We start from the raw sequence: 22,709 nt of genomic DNA, 5'->3' as shown, positions 1-22,709 counted from the left end.
TTTCCTTGTCGGTCAAAAAGAGCACATTTTTCAAGAAGTTTCCACTGCAGATTGTATCCATTTGCGCCGATTACCAGACGATTTGCCGACTGGCAGTATCCAGCCGATTTTGCAGTGTCTCTTCAGGTGTTGTGGAGAGCAGTGCCTTTTTGTGCACAAGCCGGCAGGATTTTCCAATTGTCCGATAACAAGTGGTGGCGAGCGATGAACTGGCTCGCGCGTGGGACTTTATCCCTTCAGCATTTCTGCTGCCTGTGGTGCAAAATAGGTCAAAATGCCGTCGCAGCCGGCGCGCTTGAAGGCTGTGAGCGATTCCAGCATGGCTTTCTCGCCGTCGATCCAGCCATTGGCGGCCGCTGCCTCGATCATCGAATATTCGCCCGACACCTGATAGGCGAAGGTCGGCATGGCGAACTCGTCCTTCAGCCGGCGGATGATGTCGAGATAGGGCAGGCCGGGCTTCACCATCAGCATGTCGGCGCCTTCGGCAAGATCCTGCTCGGCCTCGCGAACCGCCTCGTCGGAATTGGCGTGGTCGAGATAGTAGGTCTTCTTGTCGCCCTTCAGCAGGCCCTTTGTGCCGATCGCCTCGCGGTACGGGCCGTAGAAGGCCGAGGCGAATTTGGTCGCATAGGACATGATGGCGACGTCCTGGTAGCCGGCTGCATCGAGGGCGTCACGGATCGCGCCGACGCGGCCGTCCATCATGTCGGACGGCGCGATGATGTCGGCGCCGGCCTCAGCCTGAAGCACGGCGGCGGCGGCGACCTGGGCGACCGTCTCGTCATTGACGATGATGCCCTCGCGCAAAATGCCGTCATGGCCGTGGCTGGTGAAGGGATCGAGCGCAACGTCGGTGATGACGCCGATCTCCGGCACGGCTTTCTTGAGGGCGCGAGTGGCGCGGTTGATCAGATTGTCCGGGTCGAGGATCGCCGAGCCGGTCTGGTCACGCAGCGACAGCTCGACATTCGGGAAGGTCGCCAGCGCCGGAATGCCGAGTTTTGCGGCGCGTTCGGCTTCCTTGACGGCGATATCGATCGACATGCGGAAGACGCCGGGCATGGCGGGAATGTCCTCGCGGCGGTTCTCGCCGTCGATGATGAAGATAGGCCAGATCAAATCGTCGACCGTCAGCCGATTCTCCTGCACCAAGCGGCGCGACCAGTCGGCCTTGCGCATGCGGCGAAGACGCCGGCTCTGGGTGATCTCGTCGACGCTGCGGGTGCCGGCGGGGAGGGCGTGTTTGTTCATGGCGATATCTCCAAGGCGGCCTCATAGCATGGGCGACGACGCCGACCAATGCGACCGCTTGCGCGCTAGACGCACCTATTGCGGCTTGCCGTTGCCCGAAAGGATCTGCAGCGTTCCGGCCATCGCCTTGCGGAATGCGTCGTCGAAACTGATGCCGCGCTGCGTCCATTCGTAGACCTTGCCTTCATGGCCCATGCGCCAGTCGGCGATCCAGCCGCGTTCTTCCTCGCTCCAGGTCAGCGCGCCGGTCAATGCCAGCGCGCCGTCGTAGCGGGCGGCGATGGCGTCGAGGTCGGCCAGATCGACCTTCGGCAGGGTGTTGGCGTTGAGCGCGGCACTCGAAAGCGTCGCGGCGTCAGGCAGGTCGGCGGGCAATGCCAACGGTTCCCCGGCCGCTGCCAGCGACTGGCGCATGTAATTGCCGTCGCCGCCGTTGCGCGACACCACGAAGGAACGCGCGACCTGCTTTACCGCCAGGAAGACCATGATGCGCGGACGTTCCGCCAGCCAGGGCTTGTGCCCGATCTTTTCCAGGAAAGCGTCGATGCGGGCACGGTCGAAGGTGCAGGTGAGATCGTGCGGCCGGTCGTAGGTTCCCTGCTCATCGTGGATGGGAACGTCCTCCATGCGGTCGCGGTAGCGGAAGTCGCGGATGAACGATCCGGCCTGCGGTAGCGCCGCTTCCACGGCTCGGTCGCCGGGGAGAGTCGGGTCGCCGCTGACTTTTACCAGCACCTTGCGAAAGCACTCCTCCAGGCCCGGTTTCCGGTTGGTTTCGCCGGTGCCGGTGACGATTGCGCGGGTGGTATAGAGCGAGGTCAGGTCGAGCGCGTGCAACGGACCGCCGGCGCAAAATGTTGCGGCAAGCGTTGCAAGGAACAGGAACGCGCGCGCTGCCCGCATGTGAGCCTCATTCAATGTCCCGCCGCGGCGCTTGTCGCATGATCCGGCTGCAAACGGCAACCCGATCCGGCGCGATCGGGGATTGCATCGGATACGGTCGGCATGGCCGGCGGTTCGGCTGCCGTTGACGTGCCGGTCCGCCATCCTTAGCACTGGTTCTCCGATGAAAACGGGAGAGAATCGGGACAGGCATGGATTTTGGCGGAGGAGACGAGATCGGGTTCGAGCGCATCGGCGTTGCCGGCGTGATCACCCTGACGCGGCCGAAGGCGCTGAACGCCGTCACGCACAAAATGATTCTTGCGCTGTCGAAGGCATTTGCAGCCTGGGAGCGGGACAAGGACGTCGCCCTGGTGGTGATCAAGGCCGAGGGCAGGGCATTTTCCGCAGGCGGCGATATTGCCGATGCCTACCGCGCCATGCGGGCGGGAACCCGGCCCGTGCAGTTCTTCGCCGACGAATACCGGCTGAACGCCGCACTTGCGCGCTTTCCAAAACCCTGCGTCCCGCTGATCGACGGCATCGTCATGGGCGGCGGCGTCGGCATCTCCTGCCACGGTTCGCACCGGGTGATGACCGAGAAGGCGCTGTTCGCCATGCCGGAAGTCGGCATCGGCTTCTTTCCGGATGTCGGCGGCAGTTTCCTGCTGTCGCGGCTGAAGGGCAGCTACGGCATGTATCTCGGCCTGACCGGCGCGCGCATCCGTTCGGGCGACGCACTGAGGGCCGGCATCGCCACGCATGCGGTCGAGTCGGCTGCGCTCGGCGACGTGTTCGACCAATTGTGCAAGGGCGTCGCGCCCGACAAATGCCTGAAAGGCTTCGCCAGCGCGCCGCAGGCCGAGACCGACGAGGGCGCGCTGTTTTCGATCGCAAAACTGTTTTCGCGCGAAAAGCTCGGCGACCTGCTGATTGGACTACAGCAAGCGCGCGAGGCCGGCGAGAGGGTGGCCGAGACCGCATTGAAGGCGATCGGCAAGGCGTCGCCGACCAGTGTTGCCGTGACGTTCCGCGAGATCAACACCGGCGCGATGCTCGACATGGACGAGTGCATGCGCATGGAGTTCCGCATATTGAACCGCATGGTCGCCGGCCACGATTTTCCCGAAGGCATCCGTGCCGCGATCATCGACAAGGACGGCGCGCCGAAATGGAACCCGCCGGCGCTTGCCGCTGTCAGCGACGCCGCCGTGGAAGCGTATTTCGCGCCATTGCCGGGTGGAGATCTCGCCCTGTGAGCGACGTTTCGAGCCGGCCTCAGGCTTTCGGCCCGACGGCGGTCGAAACCCTGTTCGCCTGGTTCCAGCGCATCATTGCCGTCTATTGCCTGATGTTCGGCGTGCTCTATTGGGTTCGGCTGCTCGGCTATTACGACTCCCCGCTATGGCGCCTGGACCTGATGCCGGTGCACTGGCAGGTCGTCACGGTGACGCTGGCGGTGTTTTTTCCCTTCGCCGCGGCCGGCCTGTGGATGCTGGCGTCCTGGGGGCCGGTGATCTGGTTCCTCTGCGCGGCCACCGAGATCGTCATGTATGCCGGTTTCCCCGATCTGTTTGGCAGGCACTACGCGGTCGTCGCCTCGCACGCCTTCGCCGCGTGCCTCTACGTGACCTTCCGGCTGGTCATCTATTTCCAGAAGCGCTCCGTCCCTCAATAGCCGGTGTTTTCGGCTTGAATCCGGGTTTTCCAGCTCTTTCCGCGCCGGATCGATAAGCCTTTAGGTTAATTTTCTGGTTGCGGCTGGATATTTGTTAACCCTCTGCTGAAACCTATTGCCGGTAACGCCTTGTTAAGGCTGGCGTTTAAGTCGAATTTTATGTGTATTCGATAGGGTCGCGACCAAGGTGAGAAAAACAAAACATCACCCGGCGACAAACGAGAGGCGAATACAATGATCAACCCGCGTTCAGCGGCCAAAGCCGCTACTGTATCCGACGATCGCCGTGAGGCAATCCGCTCCCTATACATGGAATCACTTCAGCTCGTCGAGCGGCTGCACCGCCGTCTGCTTGACGTGATCAAGGACGAGTTCGACCGCAACGGCCGCAGCGACATCAACGCCATCCAGGCGCTGCTGCTGTTCAACATCGGCAATTCCGAGCTGACCGCCGGCGAGTTGCGTTCGCGTGGCTACTATCTCGGCTCGAACGTCTCGTACAATCTGAAGAAGCTGGTCGACCTCGGCTTCATCAACCACCAGCGCTCGCGCATCGACCGCCGCTCGGTGCGGGTCAGCCTGACGCCGAAGGGTGCGGCGATTGCCGAAGTGGTGGCCGGGCTTTACGAGCGCCATGTCGGCTCGATCGAGCAGGTCGGCGGCATCAATACCGAGGAATTCAAGCAGATGAACCGCGCGCTGCAGCGGCTCGACCGCTTCTGGAACGACACGATCGCCTACCGCATGTGATTGTTTTTAATGCGGCATGGTGGGCGCACAGAGGCCCCGGGCGCAGCGGTGCGGCAAGATGCACGCGGGGGCACGGGGTTGCGTGTCCACCGCGTGCGCCCATGCCGTTCGGAACGCGCAGAGCGTCTGGCGGAATGGCCTCCCCCAGGAGCCTCTCCAGCGCGGCGATTTCTCTTCCGGCGACCATGCTGCATAACGTCACGATACTGACAGGGAATCGACAGGACGACCCGACCTGTTATTGGTATCCGTCCAGCAATCCGAAGCCGTGGTCTTTTCCTGTGCCGGAGTGACCTTTGAACACAGACGAGCAAATCGCCATCCTCACCAATCTGGTCAACGATTTCATCATCACCGCAGGCGCCGTGGTTGAGGCAGGCCGGCCCACACAAGCGCAGTTGAACAGATTGCGCCAGACGTTGGCGGACGCGACAACGGTGATGAATGAGAGCCCGTTTCACATATCGGACGAGTCCGACGATCCTGATCTTGCGTAGATCGAAATTTCAGCCTCCGGCTCGGATCGGTCCCGCAAAGGGCCGGCCCGTGTTTCCGCTGCAACACGGGGCAGGTGTCGCCGGTTGCTCCGGCCCTCGGCCACGCTGCCGCCATATTCCGATGAAATCCCAAAGCTTCGGGGGACTGCCGAGAGAGGCGGTCATCACGCGGAATTGTGTCGGGGTTGCCGGAATTGAGGTGACGCTTCGTCATGGTTGGTCAATTGTTAACGTTGACCGATCTAATCTCCGGACGCGTTAAGTCCGTGGTCGAAAGTAGGAAAAAGCTGGGAATGTCCATTACCACAAGCCGTCGCTCGTTTCTCACCGGCACTGCGGCCGTCGCGGCCTCGCTCGTCGCCGGCAGCGCTTTCGCCGAAGACGTGGACGCGGTCGGCGACGTTCTGAAATCGACGCGCCGCGGCAACTGGGACGACGAGTTCGACGCAAAGGCAACCGGCGGCGCCAAGGTCTCGTCGCGCACTCCGATCTTCAGCCAGCAGACGGTTTCTTATATCGAGGCGGCGATCGGCCAGTACCAGGGCATCGTCGCCGCCGGCGGCTGGCCGGTGGTCCCGGCCGACAAGAAGCTCAAGCTGGGTGTCTCCGATCCCGATGTCGAGGTGTTGCGCAAGCGCCTTATGGTTTCGGGCGACCTTTCGCCCAACGCCGGCATCTCGCCGTCCTTCGACACCTATGTCGATGCGGCCGTCAAGCGCTTCCAGGCACGGCACGGCCTGCCGGCCGACGGCGTGATGGGCCAGTACAGCTTCAAGGCGATGAATGTTTCGGCGCAGGTTCGCCTCGGCCAGCTCGAGACCAATCTTGTGCGCCTGCGCTCGATGTCCGGGTTCCTCGGCGAACGTTATGTGATGGTCAACGTTCCGGCCGCGCAGATCGAGGCAGTCGAAGGCGACCGCGTCGTGTCGCGGCACACGGCAATCGTCGGCAAGATCGACCGCCAGACGCCGATCCTCAACTCCAAGATCAACGAGATTATCGTCAATCCCTACTGGAACGCGCCGGAATCGATCGTCCGCAAGGACATCATCCCGCTGATGCGCAAGAATCCGAAATATCTGGTCGAGAACCATATCCGCATGTTCGGGCCGGACGGCGAGATCGACCCGACGACCATCGACTGGTCGACCGAGGACGCGGCAAAGTTCCGCTTCCGTCAGGATCCTGGTGCGATCAACGCCATGGCCTCGGTGAAGATCAACTTCCCGAGCCCGGAAAACGTCTACATGCACGACACGCCCTCGCAGGGCCTGTTCAACAAGCTGATGCGATTCGATTCGTCGGGCTGCGTGCGCGTCCAGAACGTTCGCGACCTGGTCGTCTGGATCCTGCGCGACACGCCTGGCTGGAACCGGCAGCACCTCGAGGCGACGATCAAGGGCGGCGAAAATACGCCGATCCAGGTGGTCAACCCTGTCCCGGTCTATTTCACCTACATCTCCGCCTGGTCGACGGGCGAGGGCGTCGTCCACCTGCGCGACGACATCTATGCGCGCGACGGCGTCGACGAGCTGCAGATTACGTCGTCGCTGTAAGATATTCAAAATTCAAGGAAAAGGCCGCTCGAAAGGGCGGCCTTTTTTGATGTTCCGTTGCTGGCTGCTTGCTTTACCGAAGCCGCGTATCTTCATGCGCGGCTCGCGGCTTAATGTTTCATCGTATCCTTCGGACGGTAGCGCCCGTCCGGCATTTTCCTGAACATTTCCCGCACCTGAGGATGGCGGACGGGTTCGCCTGATTCGTCCTCCAGCAGGTTCTGTTCGGAGACGTAGGCAATGTATTCGGTCTCCGAATTCTCGGCGAGCAGATGATAGAAGGGCTGGTCCTTGCGTGGCCGGACCTGTGCGGGAATAGCCTGGTACCATTCCTCGCTGTTGTTGAATTCCGGGTCGATGTCGAAGATGACGCCCCGGAACGGAAAGTGCCGGTGGCGCACCACCTGGCCGATTCCGAATTTTGCCGCCTTCATATTGATCATCTTACGCACCCTGTATCCATATTTGGCGCAAGCGGCCGGCAATTTCAATCCGTCGGGTTGACGCCTTGTCGATCAACGGGTTAGCGCGGCGTCATGTACGACGTCATCGGTCTCGTCATCCCGTTCTTCGGACTCATCTTCGTCGGCTTCTTCGTCGCGCGGCTGACCCGGCAGCCGCTGGAAGCACTCGGCTGGATGAACACCTTCATCATCTATGTCGCGCTGCCGGCGCTTTTCTTCCAGCTTCTGGCCAAGACGCCAATCGAGCAACTGACCGCCTGGGGGTTCATATTCGGCGCGGTCCTTTCGACTTATGCCATTTTCTCGCTGATGTTCATCGGCTCGATGATCGCCTCGCGCGGCGACATCGCCCAGTCGATGCTGCGTGGCCTCGCGGCCGCCTACGGCAATATCGGCTATATGGGGCCAGGCATCGCCTTGCTGGCGCTCGGCGAGGAGGCGGCGGTGCCGGTGGCGCTGATTTTCTGCTTCGAAAACATCATGCATTTCGCCGTGGCGCCGATGATGATGGCGCTGGCTGGGGGCAGGGGCGAGCCGCCTATGCGGCTTGCGCTCGGCGTGGTCCGCAAGATCGTGCTGCATCCCTTTATTATCGCCACGGCCATCGGCGTTACCGCCGCGGCATTCGAATTCCGCCCGCCCATGCCGATAGAGCGCCTGCTGGATTACCTGGCGCGTGCCGCGGCGCCCTGTGCCTTGTTCGCCATGGGCGTGACGCTGGCGCTCAGGCCGCTGCGGCGCATGCCGGTCGAACTCGCGCCGATCGCCATCCTGAAGCTCATTGTGCATCCGGCGCTCTGCTACGTGGTGCTGAGCTGGATCGGCGACTACCCGCATGGCTGGCTCTATACCGCCGTGCTGCTGGCCTCGCTGCCGACGGCCACCAACGTCTTCGTCATCGCCCAGCAATATGGCGTCTGGGTCGAGCGCGCCTCGGCGAGCGTGCTGATAACCACCTGCCTTTCAGTGCTGACGGTGACCGGGCTTCTCTACCTCATCACCACCGGCGCCCTACCTGCGGACCTGTTCCCGAACCGTTGAGAAGAATGCCGAAAAACCGCTGCCCGGCCTCAGCCCTTCGCGCATGAACAGAGCGCGCAGCGGTGCGAATGCGCCAAGCGCGCCGAGTCCCGCGCTCCGCGCAAGCTGCGCCGGCAGCAGATCGGACAGCAGCGAGCGGTTGAGCAGGCTCACCGCGCCGGTGCGGGCCAGAATGTCCGGGCGGCGCTTCGCATCATAGGTTGCCAGTGCCTTTGCAGCACCGGGATCGTCGCGGTTGTTCGACGCGATTTCAACAAGTTGCTGAATATCCCTGACACCTAAGTTTAGCCCTTGGGCGCCGATCGGCGGAAACATATGCGCCGCCTCGCCGACCAGCGCGACGCGGTTTTTGGCGAATGCCGCCGGCAGGCTGGCCGACAGCGGATAGATCTGGCAGGCCGAATCGACCGTCACCTTGCCGAGCATCGATTGCATGCGCGCCTCGACAATGCGCGAAAGCTCCTCCTCCGGCAGGCCGGCCAGCCGCTCGGCCTCCTTTGGCGGCATGACCCAGACCAGGCTGGAGCGGTCGCACGGAAGCGGCACCTGCGTGAATGGGCCGCTCTCGGTGTGGAATTCAGTGGATGCAAAGGCGTGGCCGCGTGTGTGGGCGAAACTCAGCACCAGCGCCGATTGCGGATAGGTTTTTGTCGAGACGCGTATGCCCACCGCCGTGCGGGCCGGTGAGTTGCGGCCGTCCGCGGCAACCGCGAGCTTCGCGGCAACCGCCGAACCGTCGGCGAGCCGCGCGGCGACCTGCGCTTCGCCAATATCCCATCCGTTCACCAGCGATTCGTGCCAGCGAATATCGGAAGATTGTCGGACGGCCGACTCCAGCGCGCTGTTCAGCACCTGGTTCGGGATGTTCAGCCCGAAATGCGGCTCGCCGATCTCGCCGGCATGGAAGGTAACCACGGGACTGCGCACCAGCCTGTGCGTTCCATCGACGATCCGCATGATGCGCAGCGGTGCCGCCTCGGGCTCGATCTCGGAGAGCACCCCGACGCTGTCGAGGACGGCCAGCGCCGGCGCCATCAGCGCCGTCGTCCGCCCGTCGGCCCTGTTGGAAGTGGGTCCGGCCAATCCCACCGAAAACCCGGCACGTGAAAAGGCGAGGGCGGCGAGCATGCCTGCCGGCCCGGTTCCCGCCACGATGACATCGCTGCGTTCGGTCATGCGTCCGTTATCCGGTTGCAACTGCCTACCGGTATATGGTCCGGTGCGGTTCCGATCAACGCGGCGGTTTGGCCGCCGGCAGCTTATGAGCAGTGACAATTTCGATTTTCAGGCGCTGAGCCGCACCGGACGTGCTACGGGACGTCTGTCGGCGCGCCCGGCGCCTGCCGTCTGGATCGTGCTGGCCGCTGCGATCGCGCTTGCTTGGGTCGGGCTGGCGACGCTCGCGCTGCGCGCCGTCGAGACGCGGTCGCCGGGCGAAAGTCTTGCTGGCGACGGGTTGCTGGATGGCGTTGTGTCCTTGCCGATGCCGGCGTTCCTGGACTCGCTCTTGGCGCTCTGCCTCAACCCGGTTGTAGCGGCAGGATCCACGCCCGGGCTGTTCCTGCTCACCACGGCGATGTGGTTCCTCATGGCGGTGGCGATGATGCTGCCATCGGCGGCGCCGATGGTGAAGACCTATTGCGAAATAGCCGACACGGCGGCCGCGAAAGGTGAACAAGCGGTCCACCCGCTGGTGCTGGTCGCCGGCTATCTCTCCGTCTGGCTGGCGGCGGCGGTCGGTTTGGCCACGCTCGACCTGATGTTTCGCTCGGTGTTTTCCGCCGCGCCGCTCGCCTCGGCATCGCCGGGGATCGCCGCCGCACTGCTGGCCATTGCTGGCTTCTACCAATTCAGCGCGTTGAAAGAAGCCTGCCTGAAGAAATGCCGGATGCCGTTTCCGATCCTGTTCGCGCGCTGGAGCACGAGGCCCGCCGCGATCTTCCGGCTCGGCCTCGATGAGGGCGTCTGGTGCCTCGGCTGCTGCTGGGCGCTGATGCTGGTGATGTTTGCCGTGGGCACCATGAACCTGTTCTGGATGGTGCTGCTGGCGCTTTTCGCCGTTGTGGAAAAGCAGGCGCCGAGCCGGCTGGTCGGCAGGCTGGCCGGAACGATCCTGCTTGTATGGGCCGGCGCGCTGCTGTTTACTGGCGCGTGAGAATCCAGGGGAGCGAGATGGCCGAGCCGAGCTGGGCAATGAAGGGAGAGCTGGTACTCTCCTGCAATTGCACCGTCTTCTGCCCTTGCGTGCTGTCGCTCGGGTCGCATCCGCCGACGGAAGGTTATTGCCAAACCTGGGCGGGTTTTCGCATCGACGCCGGCCATTTCGGCGAGGTCGATTTGTCCGGCCTGAACCTCGGCCTGATCATGGAAATCCCCGGTTATATGAGCCGCGGCAACTGGACCGCCGGCCTGTTCGTCGACAAGCGCGCCTCGATCTACGCGCAGAAGGCGTTCGCCAAGATTTTTTCCGGCAAGGCGGGCGGCACGACCTCGCTGCTGTCGATCCTCGTCGGAAAGTTCCTCGGCGTCGAGCAGGCGCCGATCACCTATGAGACGCAGGACCGTACCCGCATCTTCCAGATACCGAAGATCATCGACGGCGCGGTGACGCCGATCCCCGGCAAGGAGCGTGGCAAGGACACGGTGATCACCAATTCCGAATACTGGATCGCGCCGGAGATCATCGTCGCCAAGGCCGATAAGAGCCGCATGCGCGCCTTCGGCCGCAACTGGAATTTCGCCGGGCGCTCGGCCGAGATATGCAAGCTGGATTGGCACGGACCGTGACCGGCAAGCCGCTTTCCCAGCGCATTCCGAAACCGAAGAAAAAGGTGACGTGGCCGCAGGCGCGGGCGTTTTCCGTTCACCTGCTGACGGCGTCCGGCTCGTTTCTGGCGTTCCTGTCGCTGGTCGCGGCCAGCGAGGAGCGCTGGACGGCGATGTTCTGGTGGCTGGGGCTGGCGCTGTTCGTCGACGGCATAGACGGGCCAATCGCCCGCAAGCTGGAGGTCAAGGAGATCCTGCCGACCTGGTCCGGCGAACTCCTCGACAACATCATCGACTACGTGACCTATGTGCTGATCCCGGCCTTCGCCCTTTACCAGCGCGGGCTTATGGGCGAGGGGCTGTCGTTCCTGTCGGCGGCCATCATCGTGGTGTCGAGCGCCATCTACTACGCCGACACGGGCATGAAGACGAAGGAGAACTTCTTCAAGGGGTTCCCGGTCGTCTGGAACATGATCGTGTTCACGCTGTTTGTCATCGAGCCCGGCCCGTGGACGTCCTTCGCCGTCGTGGTGATCGCCGGCATCATGACCTTCGTACCGGTCTATTTCATCCATCCGGTGCGGGTCGTGCGGTTGCGGCCGATCAATCTCGGCATGACGCTGCTGTGGTGCGCCTTCGGTGCGCTGGCGCTTCTGGAGGCAGCCCTTGCCGCCTGGTACAACAAGATCGGGCTGCTGACGGAGAATGTCAGCTTCTTCACCAAGGTCGGCATCTCGGTGACCGGCATCTATCTGTTCTCGATCGGCATCGTCATGCAATTCTTCCCCGCCCTCGGGGCGAAGAAGGGATAGTGTAGGGGACGGTTTACTTTTTGCCCCTTCCGACTACCTTGGACGGCGATGTCCTTGGGGGGCAAAAAGTAAACTGTCCCCGGCACTTACCTCCGGAGTTCCCATGTCCAAAGCAGTCCGCATCCACGCCCATGGCGGTCCCGAAGTCCTGACCTATGAGGACGCCGATCCCGGCAAGCCCGGTCCGGGGCAGGTGCTTGTCGCCCATAAGGCAATCGGACTGAATTTCATCGACGTCTACTACCGCACCGGCCTCTATCCGCCGCCCAATGGTCTTCCGCTGACGCCCGGTGGCGAGGCGGCGGGTGTAGTCAAGGAGATCGGTGAGGGTGTCCAAGGATTGAAGGTCGGCGACCGCGTTGCCTACACAACGCCGCTCGGCGCCTACGCGGAAGAACGCGTCATCGCCGCGGATCGGCTGGTGAAGGTTCCGGATGGTGTGACTGACGAGCAGGCGGCGGCCGCGATGCTGAAGGGGCTGACGGCGGAATACCTTTTGCGTCGCACTTTCGCGGTGAAGCCGGGCGACACGATCCTGTTCCATGCGGCGGCCGGCGGCGTCGGCCTGATCGCCGGGCAATGGGCGAAACATCTCGGCGCCACCGTCATCGGCACGGCCGGATCCGCCGACAAGGTGGCCTTGGCCAAAAAGCACGGCTACGACCACGTGATCGACTACCGCGACAGCGACTTTGTCGCTGCGGTGAAGGACATCACTGGCGGAAAACTCTGCGATGTCGTCTACGATTCGGTCGGCAAGGACACGTTTCCCGGCTCGCTCGACTGCCTGAAGCCGCGCGGCATGTTTGTCAGTTTTGGCCAGTCGTCGGGACCGATTCCACCTTTCGCCATGAGCATCCTGTCGCAAAAAGGCTCGCTCTACGCGACACGGCCGACGCTGTTCACCTACATTGCCAAGCGGCAAGAACTGGAAGCGGCGGCCGCTGCGCTGTTCGGTGTCATCGCCGACGGCACGGTAGAGATCGTCGTCAACCAGCGCCACAAGCTGGCGGATGCCGCCCGCGCCCATGCCGATCTGGAAGCCCGCAAGACCACCGGCATGACCGTGCTGATCCCCTGATTTTCTTGAAGCACTTTCAAGAGCCGTACGCTTTGCGTTCGCGCCGCGTCCGTCCTACGATGGTCTCGGGAACATAAAACACAGCTGGCAAACAGACTGGGGGCACCGTGAGTGCACAGAACGGCGGGCAAGCCGCGCCTTTGCTTGAGGTGCGTGGCCTCACAAAAATATTCGGCGCGCTGAAAGCGTGCGACCATGTCGACCTGACGGTCGGCAAGGGCGAGATCCATTCGCTGCTCGGCGAGAACGGCGCGGGAAAATCGACCCTTGTGAAAATGCTGTTCGGCTCGCTGGAACCCAATGCCGGCGAGATCCGCTGGCAGGGCCAGCCGGTACGCATCGCCAGCCCGAGTGCCGCAAGAAAACTTGGCATCGGCATGGTTTTCCAGCATTTTTCGCTGTTCGACGCGCTGACAGCCGCCGAGAACATCGCGCTCTCGCTGGACGACAACACGCCGATCTCCACCATCGCCGCCAAGGCACAGGCGCTGTCGCACGCCTATGGCCTGCCGCTCGATCCTTATTCGCTGGTTGGCGACCTTTCGGTTGGCGAACGCCAGCGCATCGAGATCATCCGCTGCCTGCTGCAGACGCCGAGGCTGATCATCCTCGACGAGCCGACCTCGGTGCTGACGCCGCAGGAGGCCGACAAGCTGTTCGAGACACTCGACCGGTTGCGCGCCGAGGGCAAGTCGATCCTCTACATTTCGCACCGCCTGGAAGAGGTGAAGCGTATGTGCGATGCGGCAACCGTGCTGCGCCACGGTAAGGTGGTCGGCCATTGCGACCCGCGCAAGGAGACCGCTTCGTCGCTGGCCCGCATGATGGTCGGCAACGAGGTGCAGGCGGTCGTGCGCCAGCCTGTTGCCGGCATGGACAAGGCCGCGGCGCTGCTGGAGATCAGGAGCCTGTCGCGGAACCCGGCGACGCCATTCTCGATCCCGCTGCGCGGCATCAGCCTGAATGTGCGCGCCGGCGAGGTGATCGGCATCGCCGGTGTTGCCGGCAACGGGCAGGGTGAGTTTTTCGAGGCGGTCTCCGGCGAGGCGATGCAGGCGGATGCCGGAACGATCCGCATTCGCGGCAAGGATGCCGGGCGCCTGTCGATCACCGGGCGCCGGTTGTTGGGTGCGGCCTTCGTGCCGGAGGAACGGCTGGGACATGGCGCGGCGCCGCGCATGAAGCTCTCGGAAAACCTGCTGCTGTCGCGCTACGCAACTGATCACAAGGCCTTCGTTGGAGCAGGCGGCATGGTGAAGACCGGCGCGGTCGATGCGGCCGCGCAGCGCATAATAGAGGTGATGGACGTGCGCAAGAGCGCCCGCGACCCCGAGGCTGCGGCGCTATCGGGTGGCAATCTGCAGAAATTCATCATTGGCCGCGAGTTGGACCGCAGGCCATCGGTGATGGTCGTCAACCAGCCGACCTGGGGCGTCGACGCGGGTGCCGCGGCAAAGATCCGCCAGGCGCTGATCGAACTGGCCCGCTCCGGCTCGGCGGTGCTGGTGATCAGCCAGGACCTCGACGAGCTGTTTGAAATCTCCGACGCCATTGCGGTGATGCACAACGGCGAATTGTCGAAGCCGCTGCCGATCGCCGAGGCGACGTTCGAGAAGATCGGCCTGCTGATGGGCGGGGCCGAACCCGGCCATGCCGCCGTTGGGATGGAGACAGCCTGATGCGTGTCGAACTCGTCAAAAGGCCTCAGCAATCCGCGCTGTTTTCGGCGCTGTCGCCCTTCATCGCGCTGGTGCTGACACTGATCTTCGGCGCGATCCTGTTCTCGCTGCTTGGCAAGAACCCGATCGAGGCGCTGTATTTCTATTTCATCGACCCGCTGCGCGAAATGTGGTCGCTGGAGGCGCTGACCGTGAAGGCCGCGCCGCTGATCCTTATCGCTGTCGGCCTGTCGATCTGTTACCTCTCCAACAACTGGAACATCGGCGCCGAAGGCCAACTCGTCATCGGCGGCATCTTTGGCTCGATCCTGCCGGTCCTGGTGCCGGAATTCCAGGGGCCGCTGCTTCTGCCGTTGATGCTGATCATGGGCATGATCGGCGGGGCGCTGTACGCGGCGATCCCGGCTCTGCTGAAGACGCGTTTCAACACCAACGAAATCCTGACCAGCCTCATGCTGGTCTATATCGCCCAGCTTTTCCTCGACTGGCTGGTGCGCGGCTGGTGGCGCGATCCCAAGGGCAACAATTTTCCGCGCTCCATCACCTTCAGCGAGGACGCGGTGCTGCCAAAACTGCTGCCGAACGGCGACTCGGCCAACTATGGCATCGTCTTCGCGCTGGTCGCGGCGGTGCTGGCCTGGATCCTGGTCACCCGCACGCTGAAGGGGTTTGAGATCCGCGTGCTCGGCGGCAGCCCGAGGGCAGGGCGCTTCGCGGGCTTCAGTTCCTCGAAGATGGTGTTTTTCGCTTTCATGGTTTCCGGCGCGCTCGCGGGACTGGCCGGCATATCCGAAGTGTCCGGAGCGATCGGTTATCTGCAGCCGACGATATCGCCCGGCTACGGTTTCACCGCGATCATCGTCGCCTTTCTCGGCCGGCTGAACCCGCTTGGCATCATCGCTTCGGGCCTGATCCTCGGCCTCACCTATCTCGGGGGCGAGGCGGCGCAGATTTCGCTCGGCCTCTCCGACAAGGTCGTGCGCGTCTTCCAGGGCATGCTGCTGTTCTTCGTCCTCGGCTGCGACACGCTCATCCATTATCGCGTGCGTTTTGTCGGCTTCGCAGCGCCTAAGCCGGTCGAGACGCCTGCGCTCAAGGCAGTCGAGGGAGCCTGACCATGGGCATCGCTGAAAGCATCCTGCTGACCATCGCCACGGCCGCGACACCGCTGCTGATCGCCGCACTCGGTGAGCTGGTGGTCGAGCGCTCCGGCGTGCTCAATCTCGGCGTCGAGGGCATGATGGTGATGGGCGCGGCCTGCGGTTTCGTGGCCGCCGCGCTGACCGGCTCGCCGTGGATCGGCGTGTTCGGCGGCATAGTGGCCGGCGCGGTGTTCTCGCTGCTGTTCGCCTTCCTGACGCTTTCCATCGCCACCAATCAGGTGGCGACCGGCCTGTCGCTGACGCTGCTCGGCCTCGGCCTGTCCGGCATGATCGGCGAGAATTTCGTCGGTTCGGCGGGCGAGCGGCTGCCCAGCCTTTACATTCCCTTTCTGTCCGACATCCCGCTGATCGGGAGGCTGATATTCGGGCAGGACCCGATCTTCTACATGTCGATCGCGCTGACGGTCGGCGTGATCTGGTTCCTGTTCCGAACCCGCACCGGCCTGACGCTGCGCTCGATTGGCGACAATCACGGTTCGGCGCACGCGCTGGGCATTCCAGTCATCCGCTACCGCTATCTGGCGGTGATCTTTGGTGGTGCCTGTGCGGGGCTCGCCGGTGCGCATCTGTCGCTGGTCTATACGCCGCAATGGGTGGAGAACATGACCGCCGGCCGCGGCTGGATCGCGCTGGCGCTGGTGGTGTTTGCCTCCTGGCGTCCGTTGCGGGTGCTGGCCGGCGCCTATCTGTTCGGCGCGGTGACGATCGGGCAGTTGCATGCGCAGGCGCTTGGCCTCGGCATACCTTCTCAACTGCTTTCTGCGCTGCCCTATCTGGCAACGGTCATCGTTCTCGTACTAATTTCGCGCAATCGACGGCTGACGATGATGAATACGCCGGCTTCGCTTGGACGCGCCTTCGTGCCTGACAGATAGGGTAGGGAATTGTAGAAGAACCATAAGGGCAAAAGCCCGCTATTGCTCCAAACCACAGAGGATCGGACGGAAATGAAAAAGATCGTATTCGGACTGGCCGCGGCGCTGGCGCTCAGCGTCGCCATGCCGGCCATGGCGCAGGACAAGATCAAGGCCTGCTTCCTGTATGTCGGCTCCAAGACCGATGGCGGCTGGACGCAGGCGCATGAGCAGGGCCGCCAACTGGTCGAGAAGGAACTCGGCGACAAGGTCGAGACCGCCTTCCTCGAAAACGTGCCGGAAGGCCCCGACGCCGAGCGCGCCATCGAGCGTTTCGCACGTTCCGGCTGCTCCATCATCTTCACCACCTCCTTCGGTTTCATGGACCAGACGGTGGCGGTGGCGGCAAAATTCCCGGACGTGAAGTTCGAGCACGCCACCGGCTACAAGACCGCGCCGAACCTCACCACCTACAATTCGCGCTTCTATGAGGGGCGCTACATCATCGGCCAGATCGCCGCGAAGGTCTCGAAGACCGGCGTCGCCGGCTACATCGCCTCCTTCCCGATCCCGGAGGTCGTGCAGGGCATCAACTCCTTCATCCTCGGCGCGCAGTCGGTCAATCCGGACTTCAAGCTGAAGGTGGTGTGGGTGAACAGTTGGTTCGACGCCGGCAAGGAAGCCGACGCCGCCAAGGCGCTGATCGACCAGGGTGTCGACATCATCACCCAGCACACCGACTCGACCGGCCCGATGCAGGTCGCGGAAGAACGCGGCATCCATGCCTTCGGCCAGGCCTTCGACCAGATCCAGGCCGGCCCCAAGGCGCAACTGTCGGCGATCACCGACACCTGGGGTCCGTATTATGTGAAGCGCATCAAGATGGTGCTCGACGGCACCTGGAAGGGCGGCGAATCGAGCTGGGACGGCTTGAAGGACGGCATCCTGACAATGGCGCCCTATACCAACATGCCGGACGACGTGAAGAAGATGGCCGAGGAGACCCAGGCCAAGATCGTCTCGGGCGAGCTGAAGCCGTTCACCGGCCCGATCACCAAGCAGGACGGCACGGAATGGCTGAAGGCCGGCGAAAGCGCCGATGACGGCACGCTTCTCGGCCTGAATTTTTACGTCAAGGGCGTCGACGACAAGCTGCCGCAATAGGCTTCAGGCCCCATCTCTCGTGCTTGGGAAGGGCGTCGGTTTTGGCGCCCTTTTCTTTTGGTCGGACTGCTGCCGGCTCCTGACAAGAGGCTGTCAGGAGCCCCTTGCTATAAGGACATGCCAGACGAGGAGAGAACCGTCATGTCCGTAGCCGCCCAGAGCTTTGATCGCCGTCCATCCACCATGAACATCTTTCCGGTAATCGTGGAGGAAAACGATGCTTGAGCATATCCACGTCCGGGCCATCCGTCCGGCGTACAGGGCAACTCCGGGGGCTGCGAAGCCGATCTATGTCATCGAGACGGACCTTGCTCTGTCGAAGGATGACCCCGCCTACGACAGCGACGCGCTGGGCGACTTGCTGTTCGCGGCCAAAGACTATCTTGCCGCAAACCCAGCTTATCACGGACTGAAGATCGTCCCGTATCTGCAAAGGTGAGGAGGCCCAACCACAAGTGGCTCCTCCCACGCATGGCGGTGATGCAATCTCTGCGCTGGAGCCAGAGAAAGAGTGACGGAGCGATATTTCTCTGCTAGCTGTTGATCTGGTCCGACCAGTGGTGAACAACTGGAGGGCCAAAGCAGAGGGAACGCATATGTCGCTGCTCGAAATTCGCGGCGTGGGCAAAAATTTCGGCGCTATTCGCGCCCTGTCGGATGTGAGTTTTTCGGTGGAAAGCGGCGAGGTTGTCGGCCTGATGGGCGACAACGGCGCCGGGAAATCCACCATGGTCAAGCTGATCGCCGGCAATTTCCCGCCCAGCGAAGGCGAGATCGTCGTCGGCGGCAAGCCCTGCCACTTCCACAAGCCGATCGAGGCCCGCTCCGAAGGCATCGAGGTCGTCTACCAGGATCTGGCGCTGGCCGACAATCTGACGGCGGCGCAGAACGTGTTTTTGGGACGCGAGATCAAGAAGGGCTTCTGGCCCTTTCGTATCCTCGACAAGAAGGCGATGATCGACCGCGCGGGTCAGCTTTTCGCGGAGCTCAAGTCTGAAACGCGGCCGCGCGATCTGGTCAAGAAAATGTCGGGCGGGCAGCGGCAGGCCGTGGCGATCGCCCGTACGCGACTTTCCAATGCGAAGCTCGTGCTGATGGACGAGCCCACCGCGGCGATTTCGGTGCGGCAGGTGGCCGAGGTCCTGGAACTTATCCGCCGGCTGAAATCGCGCGGCGTCTGCGTGATGCTGATCAGCCACCGTATGCCGGATGTCTTCGCCGTCTGCGACCGGATCATGGTGCTGCGGCGCGGCTCGAAGGTGGCGGACAAGAAAACCGAGTCCACGTCGCCTGAAGAGATCACCGGCCTGATTACGGGAGCGATCCGTGATGCATAGCCAAACCGAAACCATCGGGGAAGGCCATGCTTCGATCGCCGATGTCGTCGGGATCAAGGAACAGACGCTTTTCCAGCGTTTCGTTTCCAGCCAGGCCTTCTGGGTCACGGTCGCGCTCTTCGTGCTTGTGATTTTCATGACGTGGCTGGAGCCGAGCTTCGGTACGTCCAGCAACGTCACCAACATCAGCCGCAACTTCGCGCCGATCGCCATCATGGGACTGGGCATGACCGTGGTGCTGATCACCGGCGGGATCGACCTCTCCGTCGGATCGGTCATGGGCCTGGTGGCGATCGTCGCCGGCCTTCTCCTCACCTGGCACCAGCCCTGGTATGTCGCCTTCGGCGCGGGGCTGCTCGCGGGCCTGGCGTGCGGCGTTTTCAACGGCTTCTTTGTCGCCTACGTCGGCATGCCGTCCTTCGTCGTCACGCTCGGCATGCTGTCGATCGCGCGCTCGCTCGCCGTGGTGCTGTCGGGCAACCAGATGCTCTACCAGTTCGGCCCCGATGCTCCGATCGTCAAGGCGATCGGCCAGGCGAAATGGCCGCTGCACGCACCGGCGGGTTGGGCGCCGAACTGGGTGCCCGAACTCTCCTCGCATTTCTGGGTGATGGTGGTGCTGGCGCTGATCGTCGGCTTCTGGTTCAACTTCACTGCCTGGGCGCGGCATCTGTTTGCGATCGGCGGCAATGAGAGCGCCGCGCGGATGACCGGCGTGCCGGTCGACTGGATCAAGTTCCAGGCCTACGTCTTCTCGGCTTTCTGCGCGTCGATCGCCTCGCTGCTGCTGCTCGGCTACAGCGGCTCGGCCATCAACGCGATGGGAACCGGCTACGAGTTGCGCGTCATCGCCGGCACCGTCATCGGTGGGGCCAGCCTGATGGGCGGCTACGGCACGGCGTTTGGCGCCGTGATCGGTTCGGCCTTCCTCGAGGTCATCCGCAACGCGCTGCTGATGGCCGGGATCGATTCGAACTGGCAGGGCGCCTTCGTCGGGGCCTTCATCATTCTTGCCGTGCTTCTCGGCATGCAGACCTCGGGCAAGTCGCTGCGGGCGATGCTGGAGGGGATGTTCACCTGGAAGCGCAAATAGAATCCGGCGGCCGCAAGCCGCCGGGGATAGTGGACGTCAAAAACAAAGTGGAGGAACTCGTGAAAAGATACATTCTGACGGCCGCCGTGGCGTTTTCCGCGCTGATGGCAGGGCAGGCCTATGCCCAGGACAAATATGTCTTCGCGCTTGTGCCGAAGAACATGAACAATCCTTTCTTCGACCAGGCGCGCGACGGCTGCAAGAAGGCCGAAGCCGAATCCAACGGCGCGATTGAATGCATGTATATCGGCCCCGGCGAGCATGGCGGCGGCGAGGAACAGGTGCAGATCGTGCAGGATCTGGTCGTCAAGAAGGTGGACGGCATCGCCGTCGCCCCGTCGAACGCCGCGGCGATGGCCGTCGCGTTGCAGGCCGCCAAGGAAGCCGGCATCCCCGTGCTTACCTGGGACTCGGACGTGCTGCCGGAGAACAAGGATTTGCGTCTCGCCTATATCGGTACGCATAATTACGAGATCGGCGTGAACCTCGCCAAGATCGTGCAGACCATCAAGCCGAACGGCGGCACGATCTGCATCCAGTCGGGCGGCGCGGCGGCGGCCAACCACAATGAGCGCATGAAGGGCATCCGTGACACGCTGGCCGGCAAGGAGTCGGCGGCTTCACCGGGCGATGCACTGACCGGCCAGAACGGCTGGACGGAAGCAGAGGGTTGCCCGCTCTATACCAACGACGACTTCCCGGTCTCGGTGCAGCAGTTCCAGGACTTCATGGCGAAGATGCCGAACCTCGACGCCTTCGTGCCGACAGGCGGCTTCCCGCAGTTCGTCCCTGACGCCAACCGCGCTGCCGTGACGCCATTCAAGGAGCAGATCGCTTCCAAGAAGCTTGCGCTGGTCGTCGCCGATACGCTGCCTGTCCAGATGGAACAGATGAAGGAAGGCCTGTCGCTCGGTCAGGTCGGACAGCGACCGTTCGAGATGGGCTACAAGACCATGCTGGCGCTGAAAGACGTCAAGGACGGCAAGGCAGCCCCGGCCGATCCGACCTATACCGGCCTCGACGTATGCACCCCTGAAACAGCCGACACCTGCATCGCGAAGTAAAGCATCGCGAAGGCATCACGATTTCGGGCGGGCGAGGGGAAAACCCTTCGCCCGCGTTCTCGCGAAAGGTTCCGTGCCATTGAGTGATGCAACAATTCCGCGCTTCCGCGGCTGGGTCGCTCGAAGCTGCTCTGCTGCCGTTCAGCATGGACTAGCGGCCTTCGACATGCGCGTGCGCCATAGGGGCGCACCGGTGATCGGAGGTTTTGATGAACTTCAAACGCAAGCGCCCGAAGAGCAGGCGGGCAGGGTGTCTGTTGTGCAAGCCGCACAAGGCGAATGGCTGCTGCGTCCGGCACAAGGACATGCGGTTCGGAAATCGTCGGCGCTATGAGGCGGGCAGCAACCAGTTACAGTGTGACAAAGTCCGGTAGCGTTGCGCTCCGTCCAACACCCCTCATCCGTCGCCTGATCTCGTCCTTGCTTTGCAAGTCCGAGGGCGACACCTTCTCCCACAAGGGGAGAAGGGGAAGTTTCGCGCCGGCCTTGCCGCTAATCGCCAGCTTTGGAGATTTGCAAGGTGAAATGAATTGCAACGCGCCTCAGTTTTCGTTGCACGGGACGGCAAGTTCAACGGTGCCGTTTATGAGGCTTTGCGAGGCCGGCTTTTCCTCTCACCCATCCGCTCGCCAATGATATCCCATCGATCGCAAATTTCCTGCGCAGTATCTGACAATCTGGTGCGCAAGCGTTTCTGACTTGATGGAGCCTTGTACAGTTTGTCCGCATACAAATCGTACACTCTACATAGATCGGGCTGTATGTCCGAGTCTTTTAGAACTGTCTCGGCATACATATGCAGTGCGACGGCATAAACCTTTGCCGAGTTCTCATCGAGATTTTGACTTGTAAGCTGATGGCATTTGACGATTCCGATCTCTCGAAACCTTTTTCCTTCCTTCGCGCGGCTTAACTTAAGGTTCGGGCGAATCCGTACCACCAGGCCTTCCAACACCAAATCTTGAGGAAGGTCGGCGGTAGATTGAGGGATCGCTCCTGCTACAACCTTGCTGATATCGGAGACTTGGAGAAGCTCCACCAATTCCAGCACGTGTTGAAGGCGCTTGTCCTTGTCGACGTCTCCTGTGCGAAGGGACTTTAACCGAGATTTCTCCGAATCGATAAACTCTTCGATCCCAGGACTCCCGCAGGCTCGCCCGCTGAATATGGCTTCGGACGCACCATGCCAATTGAACGGGTAGATCTGAGGATGGTGGTACTGCTCGATTATTCCACGTCTCCGTGCTGCCGAGGAGGTCGTCGCATATTCAACGAGATTGGAGATGGTAATGAAAGGCTGCTTTGCCATTATTGGCTCCTTTGCATTGACGATCCGCCTCGACTCCGACATCCGACTCTCCATATAATCACCTTGTCACAGGAGGAGTTTCGAACTCTCGCCCCGCAGCGGTTCACCCTTGCGGTAGCCAAAGCCGGTCCTATTGGATCGGCTTTGGTGTTTCTAAATGCGCCACATAAAGACATCCTTATAAGTTGATCACGATTTGTTCCTGGTTACAGTTTCGGCCCGATCTTGCGACCGGGCCGAAAACTAAGCTATTGATTTGACGTCA

Annotated in this window: 23 protein-coding genes; 18 read left to right on the top strand and 5 right to left on the bottom strand. The window is 62.4% G+C overall.

Going from position 1 to position 22,709, the window contains the following annotated elements:
• Nucleotides 1–228 precede the first annotated feature (228 nt).
• Both hemB and ACH196_RS17275 read right to left on the bottom strand, forming a co-directional pair.
• Entirely contained in the window at nucleotides 229–1,254 is a 1,026-nt protein-coding gene (gene hemB / locus ACH196_RS17280; RefSeq protein WP_396648149.1) for a porphobilinogen synthase, read from the bottom strand.
• A 75-nt stretch (nucleotides 1,255–1,329) separates the two neighbouring features.
• On the bottom strand, nucleotides 1,330–2,157 hold the full coding sequence (locus ACH196_RS17275; RefSeq protein WP_396648148.1) for a DUF2066 domain-containing protein: 828 nt from the start codon (nucleotides 2,155–2,157) through the stop codon (nucleotides 1,330–1,332).
• Between the two features lie 191 nt (nucleotides 2,158–2,348).
• Between ACH196_RS17275 and ACH196_RS17270 the strand changes: the two genes are divergently transcribed.
• The 5 genes from ACH196_RS17270 to ACH196_RS17250 all read left to right on the top strand — a co-directional run bounded on the left by ACH196_RS17270 (nucleotide 2,349) and on the right by ACH196_RS17250 (nucleotide 6,617).
• Nucleotides 2,349–3,395, top strand: a complete 1,047-nt coding sequence (locus tag ACH196_RS17270) for an enoyl-CoA hydratase/isomerase family protein (protein WP_396648147.1) — start codon at nucleotides 2,349–2,351, stop codon at nucleotides 3,393–3,395.
• The gene (locus ACH196_RS17265) at nucleotides 3,392–3,814 is read left to right on the top strand and encodes a DUF6163 family protein (RefSeq protein ID WP_396648146.1); all 423 of its coding nucleotides are present in this window, start codon (nucleotides 3,392–3,394) and stop codon (nucleotides 3,812–3,814) included. The genes ACH196_RS17270 and ACH196_RS17265 overlap by 4 nt, the downstream gene beginning before the upstream one ends.
• A 234-nt stretch (nucleotides 3,815–4,048) precedes the next feature.
• Nucleotides 4,049–4,564 carry a transcriptional regulator LdtR gene (gene ldtR, locus ACH196_RS17260; protein ID WP_396648145.1) on the top strand — a complete coding sequence of 172 codons (516 nt, stop codon included), beginning with the start codon at nucleotides 4,049–4,051 and terminating at the stop codon, nucleotides 4,562–4,564.
• A 296-nt stretch (nucleotides 4,565–4,860) separates the two neighbouring features.
• Nucleotides 4,861–5,061: a hypothetical protein gene (locus ACH196_RS17255; RefSeq protein WP_396648144.1), complete on the top strand. Its 201-nt coding sequence runs from the start codon at nucleotides 4,861–4,863 to the stop codon at nucleotides 5,059–5,061.
• 299 nt (nucleotides 5,062–5,360) lie between these two features.
• Nucleotides 5,361–6,617 carry a L,D-transpeptidase family protein gene (locus ACH196_RS17250; RefSeq protein WP_396648197.1) on the top strand — a complete coding sequence of 419 codons (1,257 nt, stop codon included), beginning with the start codon at nucleotides 5,361–5,363 and terminating at the stop codon, nucleotides 6,615–6,617.
• A gap of 110 nt (nucleotides 6,618–6,727) precedes the next feature.
• Here ACH196_RS17250 and hspQ read toward each other — a convergent pair whose 3' ends face one another.
• Nucleotides 6,728–7,051 (bottom strand): heat shock protein HspQ, encoded by a 324-nt coding sequence (hspQ, locus tag ACH196_RS17245; protein ID WP_396648196.1) that lies wholly within the window; start codon nucleotides 7,049–7,051, stop codon nucleotides 6,728–6,730.
• Nucleotides 7,052–7,153: 102 nt separating this feature from the next.
• On the opposite strand from hspQ, the gene ACH196_RS17240 reads away from it, so the two are divergent.
• Nucleotides 7,154–8,122 (top strand): AEC family transporter, encoded by a 969-nt coding sequence (locus tag ACH196_RS17240; protein WP_396648143.1) that lies wholly within the window; start codon nucleotides 7,154–7,156, stop codon nucleotides 8,120–8,122.
• On the opposite strand, the gene ACH196_RS17235 is transcribed toward ACH196_RS17240, so the two are convergent.
• Nucleotides 8,093–9,298, bottom strand: coding sequence for a UbiH/UbiF family hydroxylase (locus tag ACH196_RS17235; protein ID WP_396648142.1), 1,206 nt, complete (start codon nucleotides 9,296–9,298; stop codon nucleotides 8,093–8,095). The two genes, ACH196_RS17240 and ACH196_RS17235, sit on opposite strands and share 30 nt — an antisense overlap.
• An 85-nt stretch (nucleotides 9,299–9,383) precedes the next feature.
• Here ACH196_RS17235 and ACH196_RS17230 point away from each other — a divergent pair, with 85 nt between their 5' ends.
• From ACH196_RS17230 to ACH196_RS17175, 12 genes are all read left to right on the top strand, one after another.
• Nucleotides 9,384–10,277 (top strand): DUF2182 domain-containing protein, encoded by an 894-nt coding sequence (locus ACH196_RS17230; protein WP_396648141.1) that lies wholly within the window; start codon nucleotides 9,384–9,386, stop codon nucleotides 10,275–10,277.
• Between the two features lie 17 nt (nucleotides 10,278–10,294).
• Nucleotides 10,295–10,909, top strand: a complete 615-nt coding sequence (locus tag ACH196_RS17225) for a DUF1326 domain-containing protein (RefSeq protein WP_396648140.1) — start codon at nucleotides 10,295–10,297, stop codon at nucleotides 10,907–10,909.
• Entirely contained in the window at nucleotides 10,882–11,700 is an 819-nt protein-coding gene (gene pcsA / locus ACH196_RS17220; protein ID WP_396648139.1) for a phosphatidylcholine synthase, read from the top strand. The genes ACH196_RS17225 and pcsA overlap by 28 nt, the downstream gene beginning before the upstream one ends.
• Before the next feature lie 103 nt (nucleotides 11,701–11,803).
• Complete coding sequence (locus ACH196_RS17215; protein ID WP_396648138.1) at nucleotides 11,804–12,781, top strand: quinone oxidoreductase family protein; 978 nt, start codon at nucleotides 11,804–11,806, stop codon at nucleotides 12,779–12,781.
• 107 nt (nucleotides 12,782–12,888) lie between these two features.
• On the top strand, nucleotides 12,889–14,460 hold the full coding sequence (locus ACH196_RS17210) for an ABC transporter ATP-binding protein (RefSeq protein ID WP_396648137.1): 1,572 nt from the start codon (nucleotides 12,889–12,891) through the stop codon (nucleotides 14,458–14,460).
• Nucleotides 14,460–15,575 (top strand): ABC transporter permease, encoded by a 1,116-nt coding sequence (locus tag ACH196_RS17205; protein ID WP_396648136.1) that lies wholly within the window; start codon nucleotides 14,460–14,462, stop codon nucleotides 15,573–15,575. Before ACH196_RS17210 ends, ACH196_RS17205 begins: the two co-directional genes overlap by 1 nt.
• Before the next feature lie 2 nt (nucleotides 15,576–15,577).
• Nucleotides 15,578–16,498 (top strand): ABC transporter permease, encoded by a 921-nt coding sequence (locus ACH196_RS17200; protein ID WP_396648135.1) that lies wholly within the window; start codon nucleotides 15,578–15,580, stop codon nucleotides 16,496–16,498.
• A 72-nt stretch (nucleotides 16,499–16,570) separates the two neighbouring features.
• Nucleotides 16,571–17,641, top strand: coding sequence for a BMP family ABC transporter substrate-binding protein (locus ACH196_RS17195; RefSeq protein ID WP_396648134.1), 1,071 nt, complete (start codon nucleotides 16,571–16,573; stop codon nucleotides 17,639–17,641).
• A 217-nt stretch (nucleotides 17,642–17,858) separates the two neighbouring features.
• Nucleotides 17,859–18,080: a hypothetical protein gene (locus ACH196_RS17190; RefSeq protein WP_396648133.1), complete on the top strand. Its 222-nt coding sequence runs from the start codon at nucleotides 17,859–17,861 to the stop codon at nucleotides 18,078–18,080.
• Between the two features lie 157 nt (nucleotides 18,081–18,237).
• Nucleotides 18,238–18,978 carry an ATP-binding cassette domain-containing protein gene (locus ACH196_RS17185; RefSeq protein WP_396648132.1) on the top strand — a complete coding sequence of 247 codons (741 nt, stop codon included), beginning with the start codon at nucleotides 18,238–18,240 and terminating at the stop codon, nucleotides 18,976–18,978.
• Nucleotides 18,971–20,071 (top strand): ABC transporter permease, encoded by a 1,101-nt coding sequence (locus ACH196_RS17180; protein ID WP_396648195.1) that lies wholly within the window; start codon nucleotides 18,971–18,973, stop codon nucleotides 20,069–20,071. Before ACH196_RS17185 ends, ACH196_RS17180 begins: the two co-directional genes overlap by 8 nt.
• A 59-nt stretch (nucleotides 20,072–20,130) precedes the next feature.
• A complete protein-coding gene (locus tag ACH196_RS17175; RefSeq protein WP_396648131.1) occupies nucleotides 20,131–21,135 on the top strand; it encodes a substrate-binding domain-containing protein in 1,005 nt (334 codons plus the stop codon).
• 583 nt (nucleotides 21,136–21,718) lie between these two features.
• Here ACH196_RS17175 and ACH196_RS17170 read toward each other — a convergent pair.
• Nucleotides 21,719–22,444, bottom strand: a complete 726-nt coding sequence (locus tag ACH196_RS17170; RefSeq protein WP_396648130.1) for a hypothetical protein — start codon at nucleotides 22,442–22,444, stop codon at nucleotides 21,719–21,721.
• Nucleotides 22,445–22,709 lie beyond the last annotated feature (265 nt).

The organism is Mesorhizobium sp. IMUNJ 23232 (assembly GCF_044326205.1).
Classification (GTDB): Bacteria; Pseudomonadota; Alphaproteobacteria; order Rhizobiales; family Rhizobiaceae; genus Kumtagia.
The sequence above is the reverse complement of the archived record's forward strand: the minus strand, read 5'-3'. Positions and strand labels throughout refer to the sequence as shown.

Excerpts from the sequence above, each read along its gene's own strand:
- ACH196_RS17235 (WP_396648142.1), bottom strand. The coding sequence starts at position 9,298 with ATGACCGAACGCAGCGATGTCATCGTGGCGGGAACCGGGCCGGCAGGC.
- ACH196_RS17240 (WP_396648143.1), top strand. The coding sequence starts at position 7,154 with ATGTACGACGTCATCGGTCTCGTCATCCCGTTCTTCGGACTCATCTTC.
- ACH196_RS17180 (WP_396648195.1), top strand. The coding sequence starts at position 18,971 with ATGCATAGCCAAACCGAAACCATCGGGGAAGGCCATGCTTCGATCGCC.
- ACH196_RS17205 (WP_396648136.1), top strand. The coding sequence starts at position 14,460 with ATGCGTGTCGAACTCGTCAAAAGGCCTCAGCAATCCGCGCTGTTTTCG.
- ACH196_RS17195 (WP_396648134.1), top strand. The coding sequence starts at position 16,571 with ATGAAAAAGATCGTATTCGGACTGGCCGCGGCGCTGGCGCTCAGCGTC.
- ACH196_RS17190 (WP_396648133.1), top strand. The coding sequence starts at position 17,859 with ATGCTTGAGCATATCCACGTCCGGGCCATCCGTCCGGCGTACAGGGCA.
- hspQ (WP_396648196.1), bottom strand. The coding sequence starts at position 7,051 with ATGAAGGCGGCAAAATTCGGAATCGGCCAGGTGGTGCGCCACCGGCAC.
- ACH196_RS17215 (WP_396648138.1), top strand. The coding sequence starts at position 11,804 with ATGTCCAAAGCAGTCCGCATCCACGCCCATGGCGGTCCCGAAGTCCTG.
- pcsA (WP_396648139.1), top strand. The coding sequence starts at position 10,882 with ATGCAAGCTGGATTGGCACGGACCGTGACCGGCAAGCCGCTTTCCCAG.
- ACH196_RS17200 (WP_396648135.1), top strand. The coding sequence starts at position 15,578 with ATGGGCATCGCTGAAAGCATCCTGCTGACCATCGCCACGGCCGCGACA.
- ACH196_RS17230 (WP_396648141.1), top strand. The coding sequence starts at position 9,384 with ATGAGCAGTGACAATTTCGATTTTCAGGCGCTGAGCCGCACCGGACGT.
- ACH196_RS17275 (WP_396648148.1), bottom strand. The coding sequence starts at position 2,157 with ATGCGGGCAGCGCGCGCGTTCCTGTTCCTTGCAACGCTTGCCGCAACA.
- ACH196_RS17170 (WP_396648130.1), bottom strand. The coding sequence starts at position 22,444 with ATGGCAAAGCAGCCTTTCATTACCATCTCCAATCTCGTTGAATATGCG.
- ACH196_RS17185 (WP_396648132.1), top strand. The coding sequence starts at position 18,238 with ATGTCGCTGCTCGAAATTCGCGGCGTGGGCAAAAATTTCGGCGCTATT.
- ACH196_RS17270 (WP_396648147.1), top strand. The coding sequence starts at position 2,349 with ATGGATTTTGGCGGAGGAGACGAGATCGGGTTCGAGCGCATCGGCGTT.
- hemB (WP_396648149.1), bottom strand. The coding sequence starts at position 1,254 with ATGAACAAACACGCCCTCCCCGCCGGCACCCGCAGCGTCGACGAGATC.
- ACH196_RS17225 (WP_396648140.1), top strand. The coding sequence starts at position 10,295 with ATGGCCGAGCCGAGCTGGGCAATGAAGGGAGAGCTGGTACTCTCCTGC.
- ldtR (WP_396648145.1), top strand. The coding sequence starts at position 4,049 with ATGATCAACCCGCGTTCAGCGGCCAAAGCCGCTACTGTATCCGACGAT.